This window comes from Thalassospira sp. MBR-102 (assembly GCF_040549275.1).
Lineage (GTDB): Bacteria > Pseudomonadota > Alphaproteobacteria > Rhodospirillales > Thalassospiraceae > Thalassospira > Thalassospira xiamenensis.
Map to the genome: position 1 here is coordinate 65,333 of NZ_JBEPTC010000014.1, position 15,621 is coordinate 80,953.

Genomic DNA, 15,621 nt, shown 5'->3' on the forward strand with positions numbered 1-15,621 from the left:
GAAAATGATCCTTTACGGTACCAACCCGATTGCCTGGTCCAATGACGATGATCAGACGCTGGGTGCTGAAATCAGCCTTGAAACCTGTTTGTCCGAAGCAGGCGAAATCGGTTTTGACGGGATTGAAAAAGGCCACAAGATGCCGACCGAACCGGCGGCACTCAAGGCCAAGCTTGACCCCAACGGGCTTAAATTCGTGTCTGGCTGGCATTCGCTTAATCTTCTGACCCATTCGGTCGAGGACGAGAAAAAGGCGATCCAGCCGCATCTGGATTTGCTGAAAGCCATGGGATGCAAGGTGTGCATCGTGTGTGAAACCAGCAATGCGATCCATGGCAATGATAATGCCGCCCTGTCTGATAGCCCGGTTTTGCCAGCGGATAAATGGGCGAAATTTGGCGCGGATGTTGAGGCGATTGCCGCCTATTGCGCCGATCAGGGTGTGACATTGGTGTATCACCACCATATGGGCACGATTGTTGAAACGGCCGATGAAATTCATGCCTTCATGGCCCATACCGGCCCGAAAACGCACCTGTTGCTGGATACCGGACACGCATGGTTTGGCGGGGCAAATCCCGAAGAACTGGCAAGCCGTTATATGGGACGCGTCGCCCATATCCATTGCAAAAACGTGCGCCCGAAAATCGCCGAGCAGGTCCGCAATCAGCATCTGAGCTTCCTTGAAGGGGTGCGTCGCGGCGTGTTTACCGTGCCCGGTGATGAAGACGGGATTGTTGATTTTGAACCGGTTCTGAAAATCGCGGCCGAGCATGATTATTCCGGCTGGCTGGTGATCGAGGCCGAACAGGACCCGGTTGTGCGCAATCCGTTCAAATATCAGTCGATGGGGCTTAAGGCCCTGCGCGCGATGGCGCAGAAAACCGGACTGGATAAGGGAGAAGCCTGATGGCCGATCTGCTGAGAAAACCGTCGGGGACCACCGGAAAAGTCCATGACATTACCGCCCAAAGTGCCAATTGGGGCTATGTCGGGTTCGGGCTTTATCACCTGAAAGCGGGTGAAACGGCGGCCGAGGCGACGGGCGACCGCGAAGTGATTTTGGTCCTTGTCGAAGGCAAGGCCGAAATCGCGGTGGGCGATCAGAATTTCGGGGAACTGGGCAAACGCATGAGCGTGTTTGAACGTATCCCGCCAGCCTGTGTCTATGCGCCCAATGATGCCAACTGGACAGCCAAGGCCACGACTGATTGTGTTCTGGCGGTCTGTACCGCACCGGGCAAGGGCAATTACCCGGCCCGCGTGATCAGCGATATCGAGCTGGTCGAGCGCGGCAAGGGCGCCAATACCCGGTACATCCATCCGATTGCGATGGAGGAAAAGGATATTGCCGATAGTCTGCTTGTGACCGAGGTCTTCACGCCGTCCGGCAACTGGTCAAGCTATCCGCCGCACCGCCATGACGAGGATAATTATCCCGACATGACATACCTTGAGGAAACCTATTATCACCGGCTTAACCCCAGGCAGGGCTTTGGTTTCCAGCGGGTGTTTACCGAGGATGGGGAGCTTGACGAAACCATGGCGGTTTCGGATGGCGATGTGGTGCTGGTGCCCAAGGGGCATCACCCGTGCGGCAGCCCTTATGGCTATGAGATGTATTACCTGAATGTCATGGCCGGGCCGATGCGCAAATGGCGGTTCCAGAACCATCCCGATCATGACTGGATTTTCCAGCGCGACAGCAAATAAACCCGTTTTCCGTATTCCCGTCTTCGCAACATTTGTCCTTTCAGGATGTCAAACATGCTTAATATCGGACTTCTTGGTGCTGGCCGTATCGGCATCACCCACGCCAAAGCCGTTCAGGCCCTGCCAAATGCCAAAATCGCCAAGGTTTTCGACCCGGTCGATGCCGCGGCGGAAAACGCGATTGCCCTGACCGGGGCGACCCGTGCGACGGTCGAGGAAATCATGGCGGATGGCAATATTCACGCCGTTATCATTGCCACCCCAACCGACCTTCATGCCGATCAGATCGAACTGGCCGCGCGTGCGGGCAAGGCGATTTTCTGTGAAAAGCCGGTTGATCTGGATGCCGGGCGGGTGCGTGATTGCCTGAAGGTGGTCGAGGAAACCGGTGCGGTCCTGATGGTGGGCTTCAACCGCCGTTTTGACCCCAGTTTTGCCCGCCTTCGGGCCGAAATTGACGCGGGCGCGATTGGCGATGTCGAAATGGTGCAGATCACGTCGCGTGATCCGTCCGCGCCGCCGGTTGATTATATCAAGCGGTCGGGCGGGCTGTTCCGCGATATGATGATCCATGACCTTGATATGGCGCGCTTCCTTCTGGGCGAAGAAATCGTGTCGGTCTATGCCACCGGTGCGGTCCTGACCGATCCGGCAATCAAGGCGACCGGTGATGTCGATAGTGCGGCGGCCACACTTCGGACCAAAAGCGGCCGGATGGCGGTGATCACCAATTCGCGCCGTGCGACATATGGCTATGACCAGCGCATCGAAGTGCATGGCTCAAAAGGCCTGGTCGAGGCCGGAAACCATCGCACCACGTCGGTGACGGTGGCGAACGGGGCGGGCTATACCGCCGAACCATTGATGGATTTCTTCATGTCGCGTTATGCCGATGCCTATCGGATTGAACTGACGACTTTCTGTGATGTGGTGGCGGGTAAAACCGGCAATTACCCGAGTGGTGCGGATGGCCTGAAAGCGTTGCTTCTGGCCGATGCGGCGCTTGAATCGCTTTCGAGTGGCAAGGAAGTTCTGGTCGGGTAAGCGAAAAAAATTGCCGACCTTGTTAAAAAAAGTTCTTGATTTGTTCCTTTCGATTTGATACAAGAACCAAGTCAACACCAGAATTGCGCCCGTCGGGAATTTCCCGGCGGGCGTTTTTGTTTTGGCGGAATGTGGTGTGCGGCGGGAGCCAGATTGGCGGCTCGTCGGGTCGGTATTATGGCCACGGGCGGCGATTTTGGCCGTTTTGCTGGCGGTCAAATGGGGGGGCAAACGGCAGTCAAAAGCAGTCAAAAGTGGCCAAGCGGGAGAGTTGTGCCCGGTTTGCGGGCTGTTTGAGCGCCAGTTGAGCGTCATTTGGGGGCTTTATGCCCGAGTTGCGCCCGGTTTGTGCCAAGTTTGTGCCGCTGCGCGGGTCGGGGTGATGGTGGAGAAGGGCCGGGTTCGGGCACCTTTCCGGGGCGGTGAAAGCCCCGGATTTCGGGTCTTCAGGCGGTCTTTTTTAGGTGCATCGGCCCGCCCTTGTGGCGGGGGAAGCCGTAGCCATTGACCATCACGACATCGATGGCGTCCGGGCTATGCGCGATGCCCTCGGCCAGGATTTTTTCGCCTTCTGCCTGCATGGCAGACAGGATGGTTTCGATGATTTCGGCATCGGAAAACGGGCGGCGTTTGATGCCCTTTTTCGCCGATTCAGCGATCACCAATTCATCGATAACAGGATCAGGGGATGCTTTGCCATGTTCATCATAGCGATACCACCCAAGGCCATTTTTGCGCCCGAAACGGCCCATTTCACAGAGGTAATCCCCAAGCGCGACATAGCGTTCATTCGGGTCACGGGTGGGGGCCAGGCGTTTGCGGGTGGCCCATGATATTTCAAGGCCTGCCATGTCCTGCATGGCAAACAGGCCCATGGGGAAGCCGAAATTGGTCATGGCGCGGTCAATGTCGGACGGGAGAGATCCGTCTTCGAGCATGTATTCGCAATGTTTGCGATAGGCCGACATGATCCGGTTGCCGATGAAGCCATCACACCCCCCACAAGGGACCGCGATCTTGCCAAGCCGTCTGGCGAAGGCAAGGGCAGTTGCGAGTGTTGCGGGGCTGGCCAACCGGGTGCGGACGACTTCGAGCAATTTCATCACATGCGCCGGGGAGAAGAAATGCAGGCCGATCACCCGTTCGGGATGGGTGCAGGCAGTCGCAATCGCATCGATGTCGAGATAGGAGGTATTGGATGCCAGCACCGCATCGGATTTGCAATGGGCGGAGAGTTTGGCAAACACGTCATGCTTGACGGCCATGTCCTCGAACACGGCTTCGATCACCAGATCGCAATCGGCGAGGGCGGCGTAATCCGTGCTGCTGACGAGATCGCCCAGAAGCTGATCATGGCGGGACTGGGTGATGATGCCGCGTTTGAGCGACCCGCCGAGATGATGGCGGACATTGGCAATGCCGCGTTCACAGGCATCGTCATCGCGTTCGATCATCACCACGGCATAGCCGGCCAGAAGGGCGGCGGTGGCAATCCCGGCCCCCATGATGCCGCCGCCAATGACGCCGATTTCGGCAATGGGGCGGGGATCGACGCCGGCCAGTTCGGGAAGCTTGGCAACGGATCGTTCGGCAAAGAAAATATGACGCAGCGCCTTTGACTGGTCGCTGTCGCGAAGGCGAACGAAGTTTTCGCGTTCAAGACCAAGCGCGGTTTTGGCATCGCCGGTCACGGCGGCCCGGATGGTTTGGGCGGCAATCACCGGGGCATCCTGCCCACGGGCCTTTTTGCCGATCCCGGCAAGGATTGCATCCCAAGCATCGGCATCCGGGGCATTGACCGGGGCGCGGTCAATCAGGGCGGCCGGGCAGGGATCGTTTTTGATCCGTTCGGCCAAGGCGATTGCCGCAGTCCGCAAATCGCCATTTCCGATATCCGCAATTTCGTCGATCAGGCCGTAATCATGGGCGGTGGTGGCCGTGACCGGTTTGCCACCGGTGATCATGGCAATCGCGTTTTCAGCCGCGATCAGGCGGGGCAGGCGCACGGTGCCACCGGCACCGGGGATCAGGCCAAGATTAACCTCGGGCAGGCCGAGTTTGGCCGTTGCCGTTGCGATGCGGTAATGACAGCCCAGCGCGATCTCAAGCCCGCCGCCAAGCGCATTGCCGTGAAGGGTGGCAATCAGCGGCTTGGTCGATTGTTCGAGTTTGAGGATCAGATCGGGCAGGATCGGGTCCAGCGGCGGTTTGCCAAATTCGGTGACATCGGCCCCGGCGATAAAGGTTGATCCGGCGCAGATCAGGATCGCGGCCCGGATGGCATCATCGCGGTTGACCTGATCGAGCGCATCCCAGATTCCCAGACGGACCGCATGGCTGGTGGCGTTGATCGGCGGGTGATCAATCGTGATGATCGCGATGTCGTTTTCGGTTGAGAGGCTGACGGGTGATATTGTGGACATTATGCGTCCTCCGGCTCAATCGGATGCAGCAGGCAGGCGACCAGATCGGAATCCGGATCGGCCAGATCGGCGATGACGTCGAAATGGTGTTTGCCGGGGGCCTCGACCGCGCGGGTCGACGCACCAAGCCCGGTCCAGATATTGGCAAGAAGATCGTTCTGGCGGACAAATTCCGGCCGTTCATCCGCGCCGACCCAGCAGGTGATGGAGCATGGCAGATGCGGGCGGGTCAGTGCGGCACTTTCGGCGATTGCTTCGGCTTCGTCGAGTTTCAGCACATCATTCATCGCGGTTTTCAGAAGCGGGCGCAGATCGTGCAGGCCGCTGATGGATACCGTGTTTTTGATGCGTGCCTGTGTGGCCGCTGACAGGGGTGAGGAGACGCAATTCATCCGGCTGACCAGATGGCCGCCCGCCGAATGACCGGTGAGATGAATGGGGCCTGCAATGCGGTTGGCAACATGATCAATCGCCGCCCCGATCTGGCGGGTGATGTCCGACAGGCGGGCGTCGGGGGCCAAAATATAGCTTGGCAGACAGACCGCCCAGCCGCGCGCAATAGCCCCGCGTGCCAGATGCGACCATGTCGATTTATCAAATGCCTTCCAATAGCCGCCATGCACGAAAACGACCGTGCCCTTCGGGCTGCCTTCGGGCAGGAACAGGTCGTATTTTTCACGCTCGGCATTGCCATAGGCCACATCCAGTTCCGCCCGGCCTGAGGCCACCATTTCATCGCGGAAGGCTGCTGCCAGTTTGGCCCACATGCCGGGAAATTCCGCCGCACCCTTGATGTAATCGCCATTGGCGTATGCGTCGTCCCAGTTGGTGATCATGGTGAATGCCTTCCTTGTCTGACGTCATCTTTGATGATGCGGTTTTATCACGGGGATCGCGAGGGACTCTGCGGATATTGCCGCGGAATGCAATGCTTTTCCCCTGTTTTTTCCTGCTTCCACATCGCCCTGTTTTGGGGCCCTGTTTCGAGGATTCTAGGGGAAAATCCAGATATTTCAAACCCAAATATTTTATGCTTGAAATAAATGCCGGGCGAGCGTACCGTTTTTGGAGTTTCCCAAAACAACCGGGGCAAAGACCCCCATATCAAGAAGGGAAAATCAGGTGAGAATAGCTTGTTTGGGTGGCGGTCCTGCGGGGCTTTATTTTGCGATTTCGATGAAATTGCGCGATCCCGGCCATGAGGTCGTGGTGTTTGAGCGCAACAAGCCAGACGACACGTTTGGCTGGGGCGTTGTGTTGTCCGACGAGACGCTTAATAACCTTGCGGAAAACGATGCCAAGAGTGCCGAGGCGATCCGGGGGCATTTTTCATACTGGGATGATGTCGCGGTTCTGTATCGCGGTGAAAAAACCGTATCGACCGGACATGGTTTTTGCGGCATCGGGCGCAAGCAGCTTTTGATCCTGTTGCAGCAGCGGGCCCGTGAATTGGGTGTTGATTTACGGTTTGAGACCGAGGCGGAAAGTGCCGCGCATTATGCTAGGGAATTTGACCTTGTCGTCGCATCCGACGGGCTTAATTCCAAAACCCGCAGTGAATTTGCAGGCACCTTCCAGCCCGATATCGATACCCGGAAATGCAAGTTTGTCTGGCTGGGCACGCATCAGAAATTTGATGATGCCTTTACATTCATTTTCGAGGAAACCGAGAAGGGCTGGGTCTGGGCGCACGCCTATCAGTTTGATGACAAGACCGCGACCTTCATCGTCGAATGTTCGCAAGAAACCTGGGATGCCTATGGTTTTGGCGATATGACTAAGGAAGAATCCATCGCCACCTGCGAGGAAATCTTCAAGGATCACCTTGGTGGTCATGCGCTTATCAGCAATGCTAATCATGTGCGCGGGTCGGCGTGGTTAAGCTTCCCGCGCGTACTTTGCAAAACATGGTCGCATGAAAATATCGTGCTGATGGGGGATGCGGCGGCGACCGCGCATTTTTCCATCGGATCGGGCACCAAGCTGGCGCTTGAAAGTGCCATCGGGCTTGCCAATTATCTGCATTCCGAGGCCGATTTGCCGTCCGCCTTTGCCAAATATGAAGACGAACGCCGGTTGGAGGTTTTGCGCCTGCAATCAGCGGCGCGCAATTCGATGGAATGGTTCGAGGAGATCGAACGGTATTTCCATTTCGATCCGGTGCAGTTCACCTATTCGCTTCTGACCCGGTCGCAGCGCATCAGCCATGAGAACCTTAGACTGCGCGATGCCAAGTGGCTGAAAGATGCCGAAGGATGGTTCCAGCGCAAGGCGGGCATAGTTGCAAATGATCCGGCGAATGACGAAGTCCGTCATCCGATGTTCGTGCCGTTTACATTGCGTGACATGAAGCTTAAGAACCGCATCGTGGTGTCGCCGATGGCGCAGTACAAGGCGGTGGATGGCTGCCCGACCGACTGGCATCTGGTGCATTATGCCGAACGCGCCAAGGGTGGTGCGGGGCTGGTTTATACCGAAATGACCTGTGTGTCCGACACGGGACGTATCACGCCGGGTTGCCCCGGTTTTTACGAGCCGTCGCACGAAGCGGCATGGAAACGGATTGTTGATTTCGTCCATTCCGAAACGGATGCCAAAATCTGTGCGCAGATTGGTCATTCCGGGCGCAAGGGTTCGACCCAGTTGGGTTGGGAAGAAATGGATGCGCCGCTGAAATCGGGTAACTGGCCGTTATTATCGGCATCCGACATTGCGTGGTCGGATCGCAACCAGACGCCAAAACCGATGACGCGCGATGATATGGATAGGGTGCGCGATCAGTTCGTGGCCGCCGCCGAAATGGCGGACCGGGCGGGCTTTGACATGATCGAGGTCCATGCAGCCCACGGATACCTTCTGTCATCCTTCATCAGCCCGGTCAGCAATACGCGCGATGATGAATATGGCGGGTCGCTTGAAAACCGGATGCGTTATCCGTTGGAAGTGATTGATGCGGTGCGGGCCGCATGGCCGGCGCACAAGCCGCTATCGGTGCGTATTTCGGCCAATGACTGGGTCGGGGATGAGGGCGTGACACCGGAAGAAGCGGTCGAGATTGCCCGGATGTTGCAGGCCCATGATGTTGATATCTGTGACGTGTCCGCCGGTCAGACGACCAAGGCCGCACGCCCCGTTTATGGCCGCATGTTCCAGACGCCGTTTTCCGACCGGATCCGCAACGAGGCACATATGGCGACCATGGCGGTTGGCAATATTTACGAACCCGATCACGTCAATTCGATCCTGATGGCGGGACGGGCGGACCTTGTCTGCCTTGCGCGGCCGCATCTGGCCGATCCGTACTGGACGCTGCATGCGGCGGCAACGCTTGGCAACCGGACGGAAAACTGGCCGGAACCGTACCATGCCGGGCGTGATCAGATGTGGCGTCTGGCGGAACGGTCCGACGTCATGACCGGGAAGGTGTAACCCATGGGAAACCTTGCCATCAGCACAGCATTGATTACCGGCGGCGGGACGGGTGTGGGGGCCGTGATGGCCCGTATGCTGGCCGATGCCGGGGTCAAGGTCGCGGTATCAGGCCGCAGGCCTGAGATGCTGGCCGAGGTGGCAAAACATCCCAATATTACCGCCATTCCCGCCGATGTGACGGACGAGGCATCGGTCCGTGCGATGTTTGGCACATTTTGCGATGTGATCGGCGGGCCCGATCTGGTGATTGCCAATGCCGGCATGGCCGAAAGCGCGCCATTTGGCAAAACATCCATTGATCTGTGGAAACGCACGATGGATGTGAACCTGACCGGGACGTTTTTGACGTTCCGCGAGGGATTGAATGTGATGGGTCGCGCCAAACCGGGGCGGTTGATTTCGATTGCATCGACGGCGGGGCTTAAGGGTTATGCCTATGTCACCGCCTATTGCGCGGCGAAACATGCGGTCATCGGGCTTGTCAAAAGCCTTGCGACCGAGCTGGCATCAACGCCGATCACGGTCAATGCGGTGTGCCCCGGTTTCATGGAAACGCCGATGCTTGAACAATCGGTTGCCAATATCGTTGCGAAAACCGGCATGAGCACGGAAGACGCACGCGCAAGCCTTGCGAAGATCAATCCGCAGAACCGGTTGATCCAGCCCGAAGAAGTCGCCGAGACCGTCATGTGGCTGGCAAGCAGCCAGGCCGCATCGATCACCGGGCAGGCGATTTCGGTATCGGGAGGAGAGATATGAATATGGATAAAACAGTCCGCGACCCCGATATGCCGCACAATGAAACATCGGATATCTCAAAGGCGCGCCTTCGGGCGTGGCTGCAAATCCTGAAAGTGTCGCGCAAGATCGAGGGCGAACTTCGCGAGAAGATGCGCCTTGAATTCGGCTCCACCCTGCCGCGTTTTGACGTGATGGCAGCCCTTTACCGGTCCCGCGATGGCATGCGCATGAGCGAGCTTTCAAGTGCGTTGATGGTATCAAACGGCAATGTCACCGGGATTGTTGACCGGCTTGTCACCGAGGGGATGCTGGTCCGGGTGCCGGTTGAAAATGATCGTCGGGCATCCATCGTGCGCCTGACGGAAGCGGGCGAAAAGGACTTTGCCGAGCGGGCCCTTGTGCATGAAGGCTGGGTCTCCGAGCTGTTTTCCGATCTGTCGGCCCATGATGCCGATGCCCTGATCCGTATCCTTCGGACTGTTTATCATCATAACGAGGCGCACCATGACTAAGATGGCAAACATCACGCCAAAGCATTTCAACTGGCGCATGGAAGGCGATGTTGCGGTCATTTCGCTGGATCGGCCGGAACGCAAAAACCCGCTAACGTTTGAGAGCTATGCCGAGCTTCGCGATACGTTCCGGGATCTGGTTTATGCCGATGATATCAAGGCGGTGGTGTTTGGATCGAACGGGGGCAATTTCTGTTCGGGCGGGGATGTGCATGACATTATCGGCCCGCTGATCGACAAGGACATGAAGGGGCTTCTGGAATTTACCCGCATGACCGGCGATCTGGTCAAGGCGATCATTGGCTGTGGCAAGCCGGTGATTGCAGCAGTCGATGGCATTTGCGTTGGTGCCGGGGCGATCATTGCCATGGCATCCGATTTGCGCATTGCGACCCCGGTATCAAAAACCGCGTTTCTGTTTACCCGTGTCGGGCTTGCGGGGTGTGACATGGGGGCATGTGCGATCCTGCCGCGTATCATCGGGCAGGGCCGGGCGGCGGAACTTTTATATACCGGGCGGTCGATGAGTGCCGATGAGGGAGAGCGTTGGGGCTTCTATAACCGGCTGGTCGAGGGGGATGTTCTGGAGGCCGAGGCGATTGCGCTTGCGACCCGGATTTCCGAAGGCCCGAATTTCGGTCACATGATGACGAAAACCATGCTGGCGCAGGAATGGAATATGGGGATCGAACAGGCGATTGAGGCCGAAGCGCAGGCGCAGGCGATCTGCATGCAGACCGAGGATTTCAATCGCGCCTATAAGGCATTTGTCGCCAAGGAAAAACCGGTGTTCGAGGGGAACTGATGGCTGATACGTCCTATCTTGACTGGCCGTTTTTCGAAGACCGGCACCGCGACCTTGCCGCACGGCTTGATGCGTGGGCGGCGGCCAATCTTGACGGTATCGATCATCATGATGTCGATGGGGCGTGCCGCGATCTGGTGGCGCGGCTTAATGATGGCGGGTGGCTGAAGCATGCCGCGATTGATCCCGACATTGACGGGGCGAAGCTTGACGTCCGGTCGCTTTGCCTGATCCGCGAGACATTGGCGCGGTATGACGGGCTGGCCGATTTTGCCTTTGCCATGCAGGGGCTTGGCAGCGGGGCGATTTCGCTGTTTGGCACCAGAGCGCAGCGTGCGGAAATCCTGCCGAAAGTGCGGTCCGGCAAGGCGATTGCGGCCTTTGCCCTGACCGAACCGCAATCGGGATCGGATGTTGCCAATATCGCGCTTGATGCGCGATCCGATGGCGGCCATTTCGTGCTGAATGGCGAGAAAACCTGGATTTCCAATGGCGGGATTGCCGATTTTTACTGCGTGTTTGCCCGTACTGGCGAGGCACCGGGGGCCAAGGGGCTTTCGGCGTTTCTGGTGCCCGCCGACACAGCGGGGCTTTCGATTGCCGAACGGCTGGAAACCATTGCGCCGCATCCATTGGCGCGGTTGAAATTTGATGATTGCCGTATTCCGGCAACCGCGCTGATTGGCCTTCCGGGTGAAGGGTTCAAGATCGCGATGTCGGTTCTGGACGTGTTCCGGTCGACCGTTGCCGCCGCCGCATTGGGCTTTGCCCGTCGTGCGTTGGACGAAACCATCAGTCGCGTTCAGTCCCGCGAATTGTTTGGTGCGCCGCTTTTTGATTTGCAGATGGTGCAGGGGCATGTGGCCGACATGGCACTTGATGTCGATGCCAGTGCGCTTCTGGTTTATCGCGCCGCGTGGCTTAAGGATAGCGGGGCATCGCGGGTTTCGCGCGAGGCCGCGATGGCAAAACTTTATTCAACCGATCATGCCCAAACCGTCATCGACAAGGCGGTACAAATACATGGCGGCGATGGTGTGCGTTCTGGTCACATCGTTGAAACGCTGTATAGGGAAATTCGCGCCCTTCGGATTTATGAAGGCGCGTCAGACGTCCAAAAAATAATCATTGCACGGCAAACGCTGGCACAAAAATAGCTGTATCAGGGGCTTAACCATGTCGCACGTTCTGGGTCCGACCGCACATAGCGATACGTTCGCAAGGGACAATCTGCCACCGGTCGAAAGTTGGCCGGTCTTTAACCTCGAGAAATTTCAGTATCCCGAATATCTCAATGCCGGGGTCGAGCTGACCGACCGGATGGTCGAACAGGGATTTGGCGATAATACCGCCCTGATCGGCAATGGCCGCCAGCGGACATACAAGGAATTATCCGACTGGACCAACCGCATTGCTCATGCGCTGGCCGAGGATTATGGGGTCAAGCCCGGCAACCGGGTTTTGATCCGGTCAGCCAATAATCCGGCGATGGTGGCCTGCTGGCTGGCGGCGACCAAGGCAGGCGCGGTTGTCGTCAATACCATGCCGATGCTGCGCGCCGGTGAACTGGCGCAGATCGTTGATAAGGCCGAGATCGAATTTGCCCTTTGCGATACGCGGCTGATGGACGAGCTGGTGGCGTGTGCGAAGGACAGCAAATTCCTTAAAAAGGTCATCGGCTTTGACGGTACGGCCAATCATGACGCGGAGCTTGATCGCATTGCGCTGACCAAATCGGTGAAATATGAGGCGGTCAAGACCGGGCGCGATGATGTGGCGTTGCTGGGCTTTACATCGGGCACGACGGGGGAGCCCAAGGCCACGATGCATTTCCATCGTGATCTTCTGATCATTGCCGATGGCTATGCCAAGGAAGTCCTGAATGTGACGCCCGATGACGTGTTTGTCGGATCGCCGCCGCTTGCCTTTACCTTCGGGCTTGGCGGGTTGGCGGTTTTTCCACTTCGGTTCGGGGCGACCGCGACATTGCTTGAAAAGGCATCACCGCCCAACATGATCGAAATCATCGAAACCTATAAGGCAACCGTGTGCTTTACCGCACCGACGGCATATCGGGCGATGCTGGCCGCGATGGAAGACGGGGCGGATTTATCGTCGCTGCGCGCCGCCGTTTCGGCGGGGGAAACATTGCCAGCACCCGTGTACAAGGCATGGATGGAAAAGACCGGCAAGCCGATGCTGGACGGGATTGGTGCGACCGAGATGCTGCATATCTTTATTTCCAACCGGTTTGGCGACAGTCATCCGGCCTGCACCGGACGCCCCGTTGGCGGATATGAAGCCAGGATCGTTGATGATGAAATGAACGAATTGCCGGTGGGCACGATTGGCAAGCTTGCGGTGCGCGGGCCGACCGGGTGCCGGTATCTGGCCGATGATCGGCAATTGGGTTATGTGCGCGATGGCTGGAACCTGACGGGGGATGCGTTTTTTGTCGATAGTGACGGCTATTTCCATTTTGCCGCGCGTAATGACGATATGATCGTCTCGTCCGGTTACAACATTGCCGGGCCCGAGGTCGAGGCGGCGTTGCTGGCACACCCGGATGTGGCGGAATGTGCGGTGGTGGCGGCTGCTGACGAGGAACGCGGTTATATCGTGCAGGCGCATGTGGTATTGACCCCGAATGCCAATCCGTCACCCGAAATGGCGAAGCTTTTGCAGGATCATGTCAAGGCGACGATTGCCCCTTATAAATATCCGCGTTCGATATTGTTTATCGAGGCACTACCCAAAACCGCGACTGGAAAAATCCAGCGATTCCGCCTGAAACAGGAAATGTCTGCATGATTGACTTTGCCGCCACCAAAGCCTTGTTCCATATCCCTGACGGGGTAATTTACCTTGACGGGAATTCATTGGGTGCGATGCCGAAAACCGCGGCCGCTCGCGCCAAATCCATGATCAGTGATGAATGGGGCGAGATGCTTATTCGCGGCTGGAACGATGCCCGGTGGATGGAGCAGCCCAAACGCGTTGGCGATCTGGTCGCGCGTCTGATCGGGGCGGCACCGGGCACGGTGGTGATGGGCGATACTTTGTCGATCAAGGTTTATCAGGCACTTGCCAGCGCGCTTGAAATGAAGCCGGATCGCAAGGTGGTGGTTTCCGACAATGGCAATTTCCCGACCGACCTTTATATCGCCGATGGACTGATCAAAAGCCTTGATAAGGGCCATGTTCTTAAGACGCCAAACCCGGAAGATGTCGAAAGCCTGATCAACGAGGACTTGGCGGTTCTGATGTTAACCCATGTCGATTATCGCACCGGGCGGATGTATGACATGAAGCGGATCACGAAGCTCGCGCATGAGGCGGGGGCGATTGTGATCTGGGACCTGGCGCATTCGGCGGGGGCGGTTCCGGTCGATCTTGCGGGATGCGAGGCCGATTTTGCGGTCGGTTGTACCTATAAATACCTTAACGGTGGCCCCGGTGCGCCGGCATTTATTTATGTCCGGCCCGATCATGCGAAGACCGTGCGCCCGGCATTGTCGGGATGGTTGGGCCATGCGGCCCCGTTTGCCTTTGACCTTGAATACAGCCCGGCCCCGGATGTTTCGCGGATGCGGGTTGGCACCCCGCCGGTCATTCAGATGACGGTTCTGGAAGAGGCGATGAAGGCGTGGGACGGGGTCGAGATGGCCGATATCCGGGCGCGCAGCATTGAGCTTTGCGACCAGTTCATTGCCGGGGTCGAGGCAAGCTGCCCGATGCTGGAACTGGCAAGCCCGCGGGATGCCAACAAGCGCGGATCGCAGGTATCTTTCAAGTTTGATGATGGTTATGCGGTGATGCAGGCGCTTATCGCGCGCGGCGTGATTGGTGATTTCAGGGCACCCGATATCATCCGGTTCGGCTTTACCCCGCTTTATATCGATAACAACGATGTCGATGGCGCGGTCAGAATTCTGGCCGAAATCATGGAAACCCGCGCGTGGGACAAGCCGGAATTCCACAAAAGGAATGCCGTAACATGAGCGATAAAGCCAAAAATACCGGCTGCCCGATGAACCAGCCCTATGACCCCAGCACCGAGGGTGCGCGCACCGATTTTTCCGATCAGATGTCGTATGGCGATTATCTGGCGCTTGATGCGGTATTAACAGCGCAGCATCCATTGACCGATGCGCAGGATGAATTGCTGTTTATCATTCAGCATCAAACATCCGAATTGTGGATGAAGCTTGCGATCCGGGAAATTACCGCCGCACGTGATGCCATCCGCGAAGGGCGTCTGCAACCGGCATTCAAGATGCTCGCACGGGTATCACGGATATTCGAGCAATTGAACAATGCATGGGACGTTTTGCGGACCATGACGCCAAGCGACTATACGACGTTTCGCGATGCGCTGGGTCCGTCGTCGGGCTTCCAGTCATACCAGTATCGCCAGATCGAGTTTATGTTAGGCAATCGGAACCATGCGATGTTGCGCCCGCATGCGCACCGCGACGACATTACCGAAATGCTCAACGCCGAACTGGCAACACCCAGCCTTTATGACGAGGCGCTGGCGCTTTTGGCGCGCGAGGGGATTGCGGTGCCCGATGCGGTTTTATCGCGTGATGTCAGCGCGCCATATGAGGCACATGACGAGGTGATTGCGGCGTGGTATCGGGTTTACAGCGCGCCTGAAAAGCATTGGCCGCTTTATGAGCTGGCCGAGAAGCTGGTGGATTTTGAGGATTATTTCCGGCGTTGGCGGTTCAACCATGTGACCACGGTGGAGCGCGTCATTGGCTTCAAACGCGGGACCGGGGGGACCGGCGGGGTGAGTTACCTTAAAAAAATGCTGGAAGTTGAACTGTTTCCGGAACTCTGGCGGGTGCGAACCACGCTTTGAGGATGGACGGGCCTGATGGAACACTGCAAAATCAGGGGCAGGCATCAGGTCGATAAGTCCGTGACAAAAAACAAGAAAGTCACG

Annotated in this window: 13 protein-coding genes; 11 read left to right on the forward strand and 2 right to left on the reverse strand. The window is 57.5% G+C overall.

Features of this window, described 5'->3' with window-relative positions; genetic code table 11:
• Positions 1-4 precede the first annotated feature (4 nt).
• From iolE to iolG, 3 genes are read left to right on the forward strand one after another with little or no spacing between them, the layout of a single operon-like run.
• The gene (iolE, locus tag ABIE64_RS19665; protein WP_354378328.1) at positions 5-910 is read left to right on the forward strand and encodes a myo-inosose-2 dehydratase; all 906 of its coding nucleotides are present in this window, start codon (positions 5-7) and stop codon (positions 908-910) included.
• Positions 910-1,713, forward strand: coding sequence for a 5-deoxy-glucuronate isomerase (gene iolB / locus ABIE64_RS19670; RefSeq protein WP_354378329.1), 804 nt, complete (start codon positions 910-912; stop codon positions 1,711-1,713). Before iolE ends, iolB begins: the two co-directional genes overlap by 1 nt.
• A gap of 54 nt (positions 1,714-1,767) precedes the next feature.
• Positions 1,768-2,757 carry an inositol 2-dehydrogenase gene (gene iolG / locus ABIE64_RS19675; protein ID WP_354378330.1) on the forward strand — a complete coding sequence of 330 codons (990 nt, stop codon included), beginning with the start codon at positions 1,768-1,770 and terminating at the stop codon, positions 2,755-2,757.
• Between the two features lie 446 nt (positions 2,758-3,203).
• On the opposite strand, the gene ABIE64_RS19680 is transcribed toward iolG, so the two are convergent.
• Both ABIE64_RS19680 and ABIE64_RS19685 read right to left on the reverse strand, forming a co-directional pair.
• A complete protein-coding gene (locus ABIE64_RS19680) occupies positions 3,204-5,180 on the reverse strand; it encodes a 3-hydroxyacyl-CoA dehydrogenase NAD-binding domain-containing protein (RefSeq protein WP_354378331.1) in 1,977 nt (658 codons plus the stop codon).
• Entirely contained in the window at positions 5,180-6,016 is an 837-nt protein-coding gene (locus ABIE64_RS19685) for a hormone-sensitive lipase (protein WP_354378332.1), read from the reverse strand. The genes ABIE64_RS19680 and ABIE64_RS19685 overlap by 1 nt, the downstream gene beginning before the upstream one ends.
• Before the next feature lie 286 nt (positions 6,017-6,302).
• On the opposite strand from ABIE64_RS19685, the gene ABIE64_RS19690 reads away from it, so the two are divergent.
• The 8 genes from ABIE64_RS19690 to kynA are packed head-to-tail and all read left to right on the forward strand — an operon-like array spanning position 6,303 to position 15,537.
• Positions 6,303-8,609, forward strand: coding sequence for a bifunctional salicylyl-CoA 5-hydroxylase/oxidoreductase (locus ABIE64_RS19690; RefSeq protein ID WP_354378333.1), 2,307 nt, complete (start codon positions 6,303-6,305; stop codon positions 8,607-8,609).
• 3 nt (positions 8,610-8,612) lie between these two features.
• The gene (locus ABIE64_RS19695) at positions 8,613-9,371 is read left to right on the forward strand and encodes an SDR family NAD(P)-dependent oxidoreductase (RefSeq protein WP_354378334.1); all 759 of its coding nucleotides are present in this window, start codon (positions 8,613-8,615) and stop codon (positions 9,369-9,371) included.
• Positions 9,372-9,373: 2 nt separating this feature from the next.
• Complete coding sequence (locus ABIE64_RS19700; RefSeq protein ID WP_240478889.1) at positions 9,374-9,865, forward strand: MarR family winged helix-turn-helix transcriptional regulator; 492 nt, start codon at positions 9,374-9,376, stop codon at positions 9,863-9,865.
• On the forward strand, positions 9,858-10,670 hold the full coding sequence (locus ABIE64_RS19705; RefSeq protein ID WP_082832698.1) for an enoyl-CoA hydratase family protein: 813 nt from the start codon (positions 9,858-9,860) through the stop codon (positions 10,668-10,670). The genes ABIE64_RS19700 and ABIE64_RS19705 overlap by 8 nt, the downstream gene beginning before the upstream one ends.
• Positions 10,670-11,827 carry an acyl-CoA dehydrogenase family protein gene (locus ABIE64_RS19710; RefSeq protein ID WP_354378335.1) on the forward strand — a complete coding sequence of 386 codons (1,158 nt, stop codon included), beginning with the start codon at positions 10,670-10,672 and terminating at the stop codon, positions 11,825-11,827. The genes ABIE64_RS19705 and ABIE64_RS19710 overlap by 1 nt, the downstream gene beginning before the upstream one ends.
• A 19-nt stretch (positions 11,828-11,846) precedes the next feature.
• The gene (locus tag ABIE64_RS19715) at positions 11,847-13,481 is read left to right on the forward strand and encodes an AMP-binding protein (protein ID WP_354378336.1); all 1,635 of its coding nucleotides are present in this window, start codon (positions 11,847-11,849) and stop codon (positions 13,479-13,481) included.
• Positions 13,478-14,671: a kynureninase gene (kynU, locus tag ABIE64_RS19720; protein WP_354378337.1), complete on the forward strand. Its 1,194-nt coding sequence runs from the start codon at positions 13,478-13,480 to the stop codon at positions 14,669-14,671. Before ABIE64_RS19715 ends, kynU begins: the two co-directional genes overlap by 4 nt.
• Positions 14,668-15,537 (forward strand): tryptophan 2,3-dioxygenase, encoded by an 870-nt coding sequence (gene kynA / locus ABIE64_RS19725; protein WP_354378338.1) that lies wholly within the window; start codon positions 14,668-14,670, stop codon positions 15,535-15,537. Before kynU ends, kynA begins: the two co-directional genes overlap by 4 nt.
• The last annotated feature ends 84 nt before the right edge of the window (positions 15,538-15,621 follow it).

What these genes read in the sequence shown, in the direction of transcription:
- iolE (WP_354378328.1), top strand. Translation starts at nt 5, where the DNA reads ATGATCCTTTACGGTACCAACCCGATTGCCTGGTCCAATGACGATGAT.
- iolB (WP_354378329.1), top strand. Translation starts at nt 910, where the DNA reads ATGGCCGATCTGCTGAGAAAACCGTCGGGGACCACCGGAAAAGTCCAT.
- iolG (WP_354378330.1), top strand. Translation starts at nt 1,768, where the DNA reads ATGCTTAATATCGGACTTCTTGGTGCTGGCCGTATCGGCATCACCCAC.
- ABIE64_RS19680 (WP_354378331.1), bottom strand. Translation starts at nt 5,180, where the DNA reads ATGTCCACAATATCACCCGTCAGCCTCTCAACCGAAAACGACATCGCG.
- ABIE64_RS19685 (WP_354378332.1), bottom strand. Translation starts at nt 6,016, where the DNA reads ATGATCACCAACTGGGACGACGCATACGCCAATGGCGATTACATCAAG.
- ABIE64_RS19695 (WP_354378334.1), top strand. Translation starts at nt 8,613, where the DNA reads ATGGGAAACCTTGCCATCAGCACAGCATTGATTACCGGCGGCGGGACG.
- ABIE64_RS19700 (WP_240478889.1), top strand. Translation starts at nt 9,374, where the DNA reads ATGGATAAAACAGTCCGCGACCCCGATATGCCGCACAATGAAACATCG.
- ABIE64_RS19705 (WP_082832698.1), top strand. Translation starts at nt 9,858, where the DNA reads ATGACTAAGATGGCAAACATCACGCCAAAGCATTTCAACTGGCGCATG.
- ABIE64_RS19710 (WP_354378335.1), top strand. Translation starts at nt 10,670, where the DNA reads ATGGCTGATACGTCCTATCTTGACTGGCCGTTTTTCGAAGACCGGCAC.
- ABIE64_RS19715 (WP_354378336.1), top strand. Translation starts at nt 11,847, where the DNA reads ATGTCGCACGTTCTGGGTCCGACCGCACATAGCGATACGTTCGCAAGG.
- kynU (WP_354378337.1), top strand. Translation starts at nt 13,478, where the DNA reads ATGATTGACTTTGCCGCCACCAAAGCCTTGTTCCATATCCCTGACGGG.
- kynA (WP_354378338.1), top strand. Translation starts at nt 14,668, where the DNA reads ATGAGCGATAAAGCCAAAAATACCGGCTGCCCGATGAACCAGCCCTAT.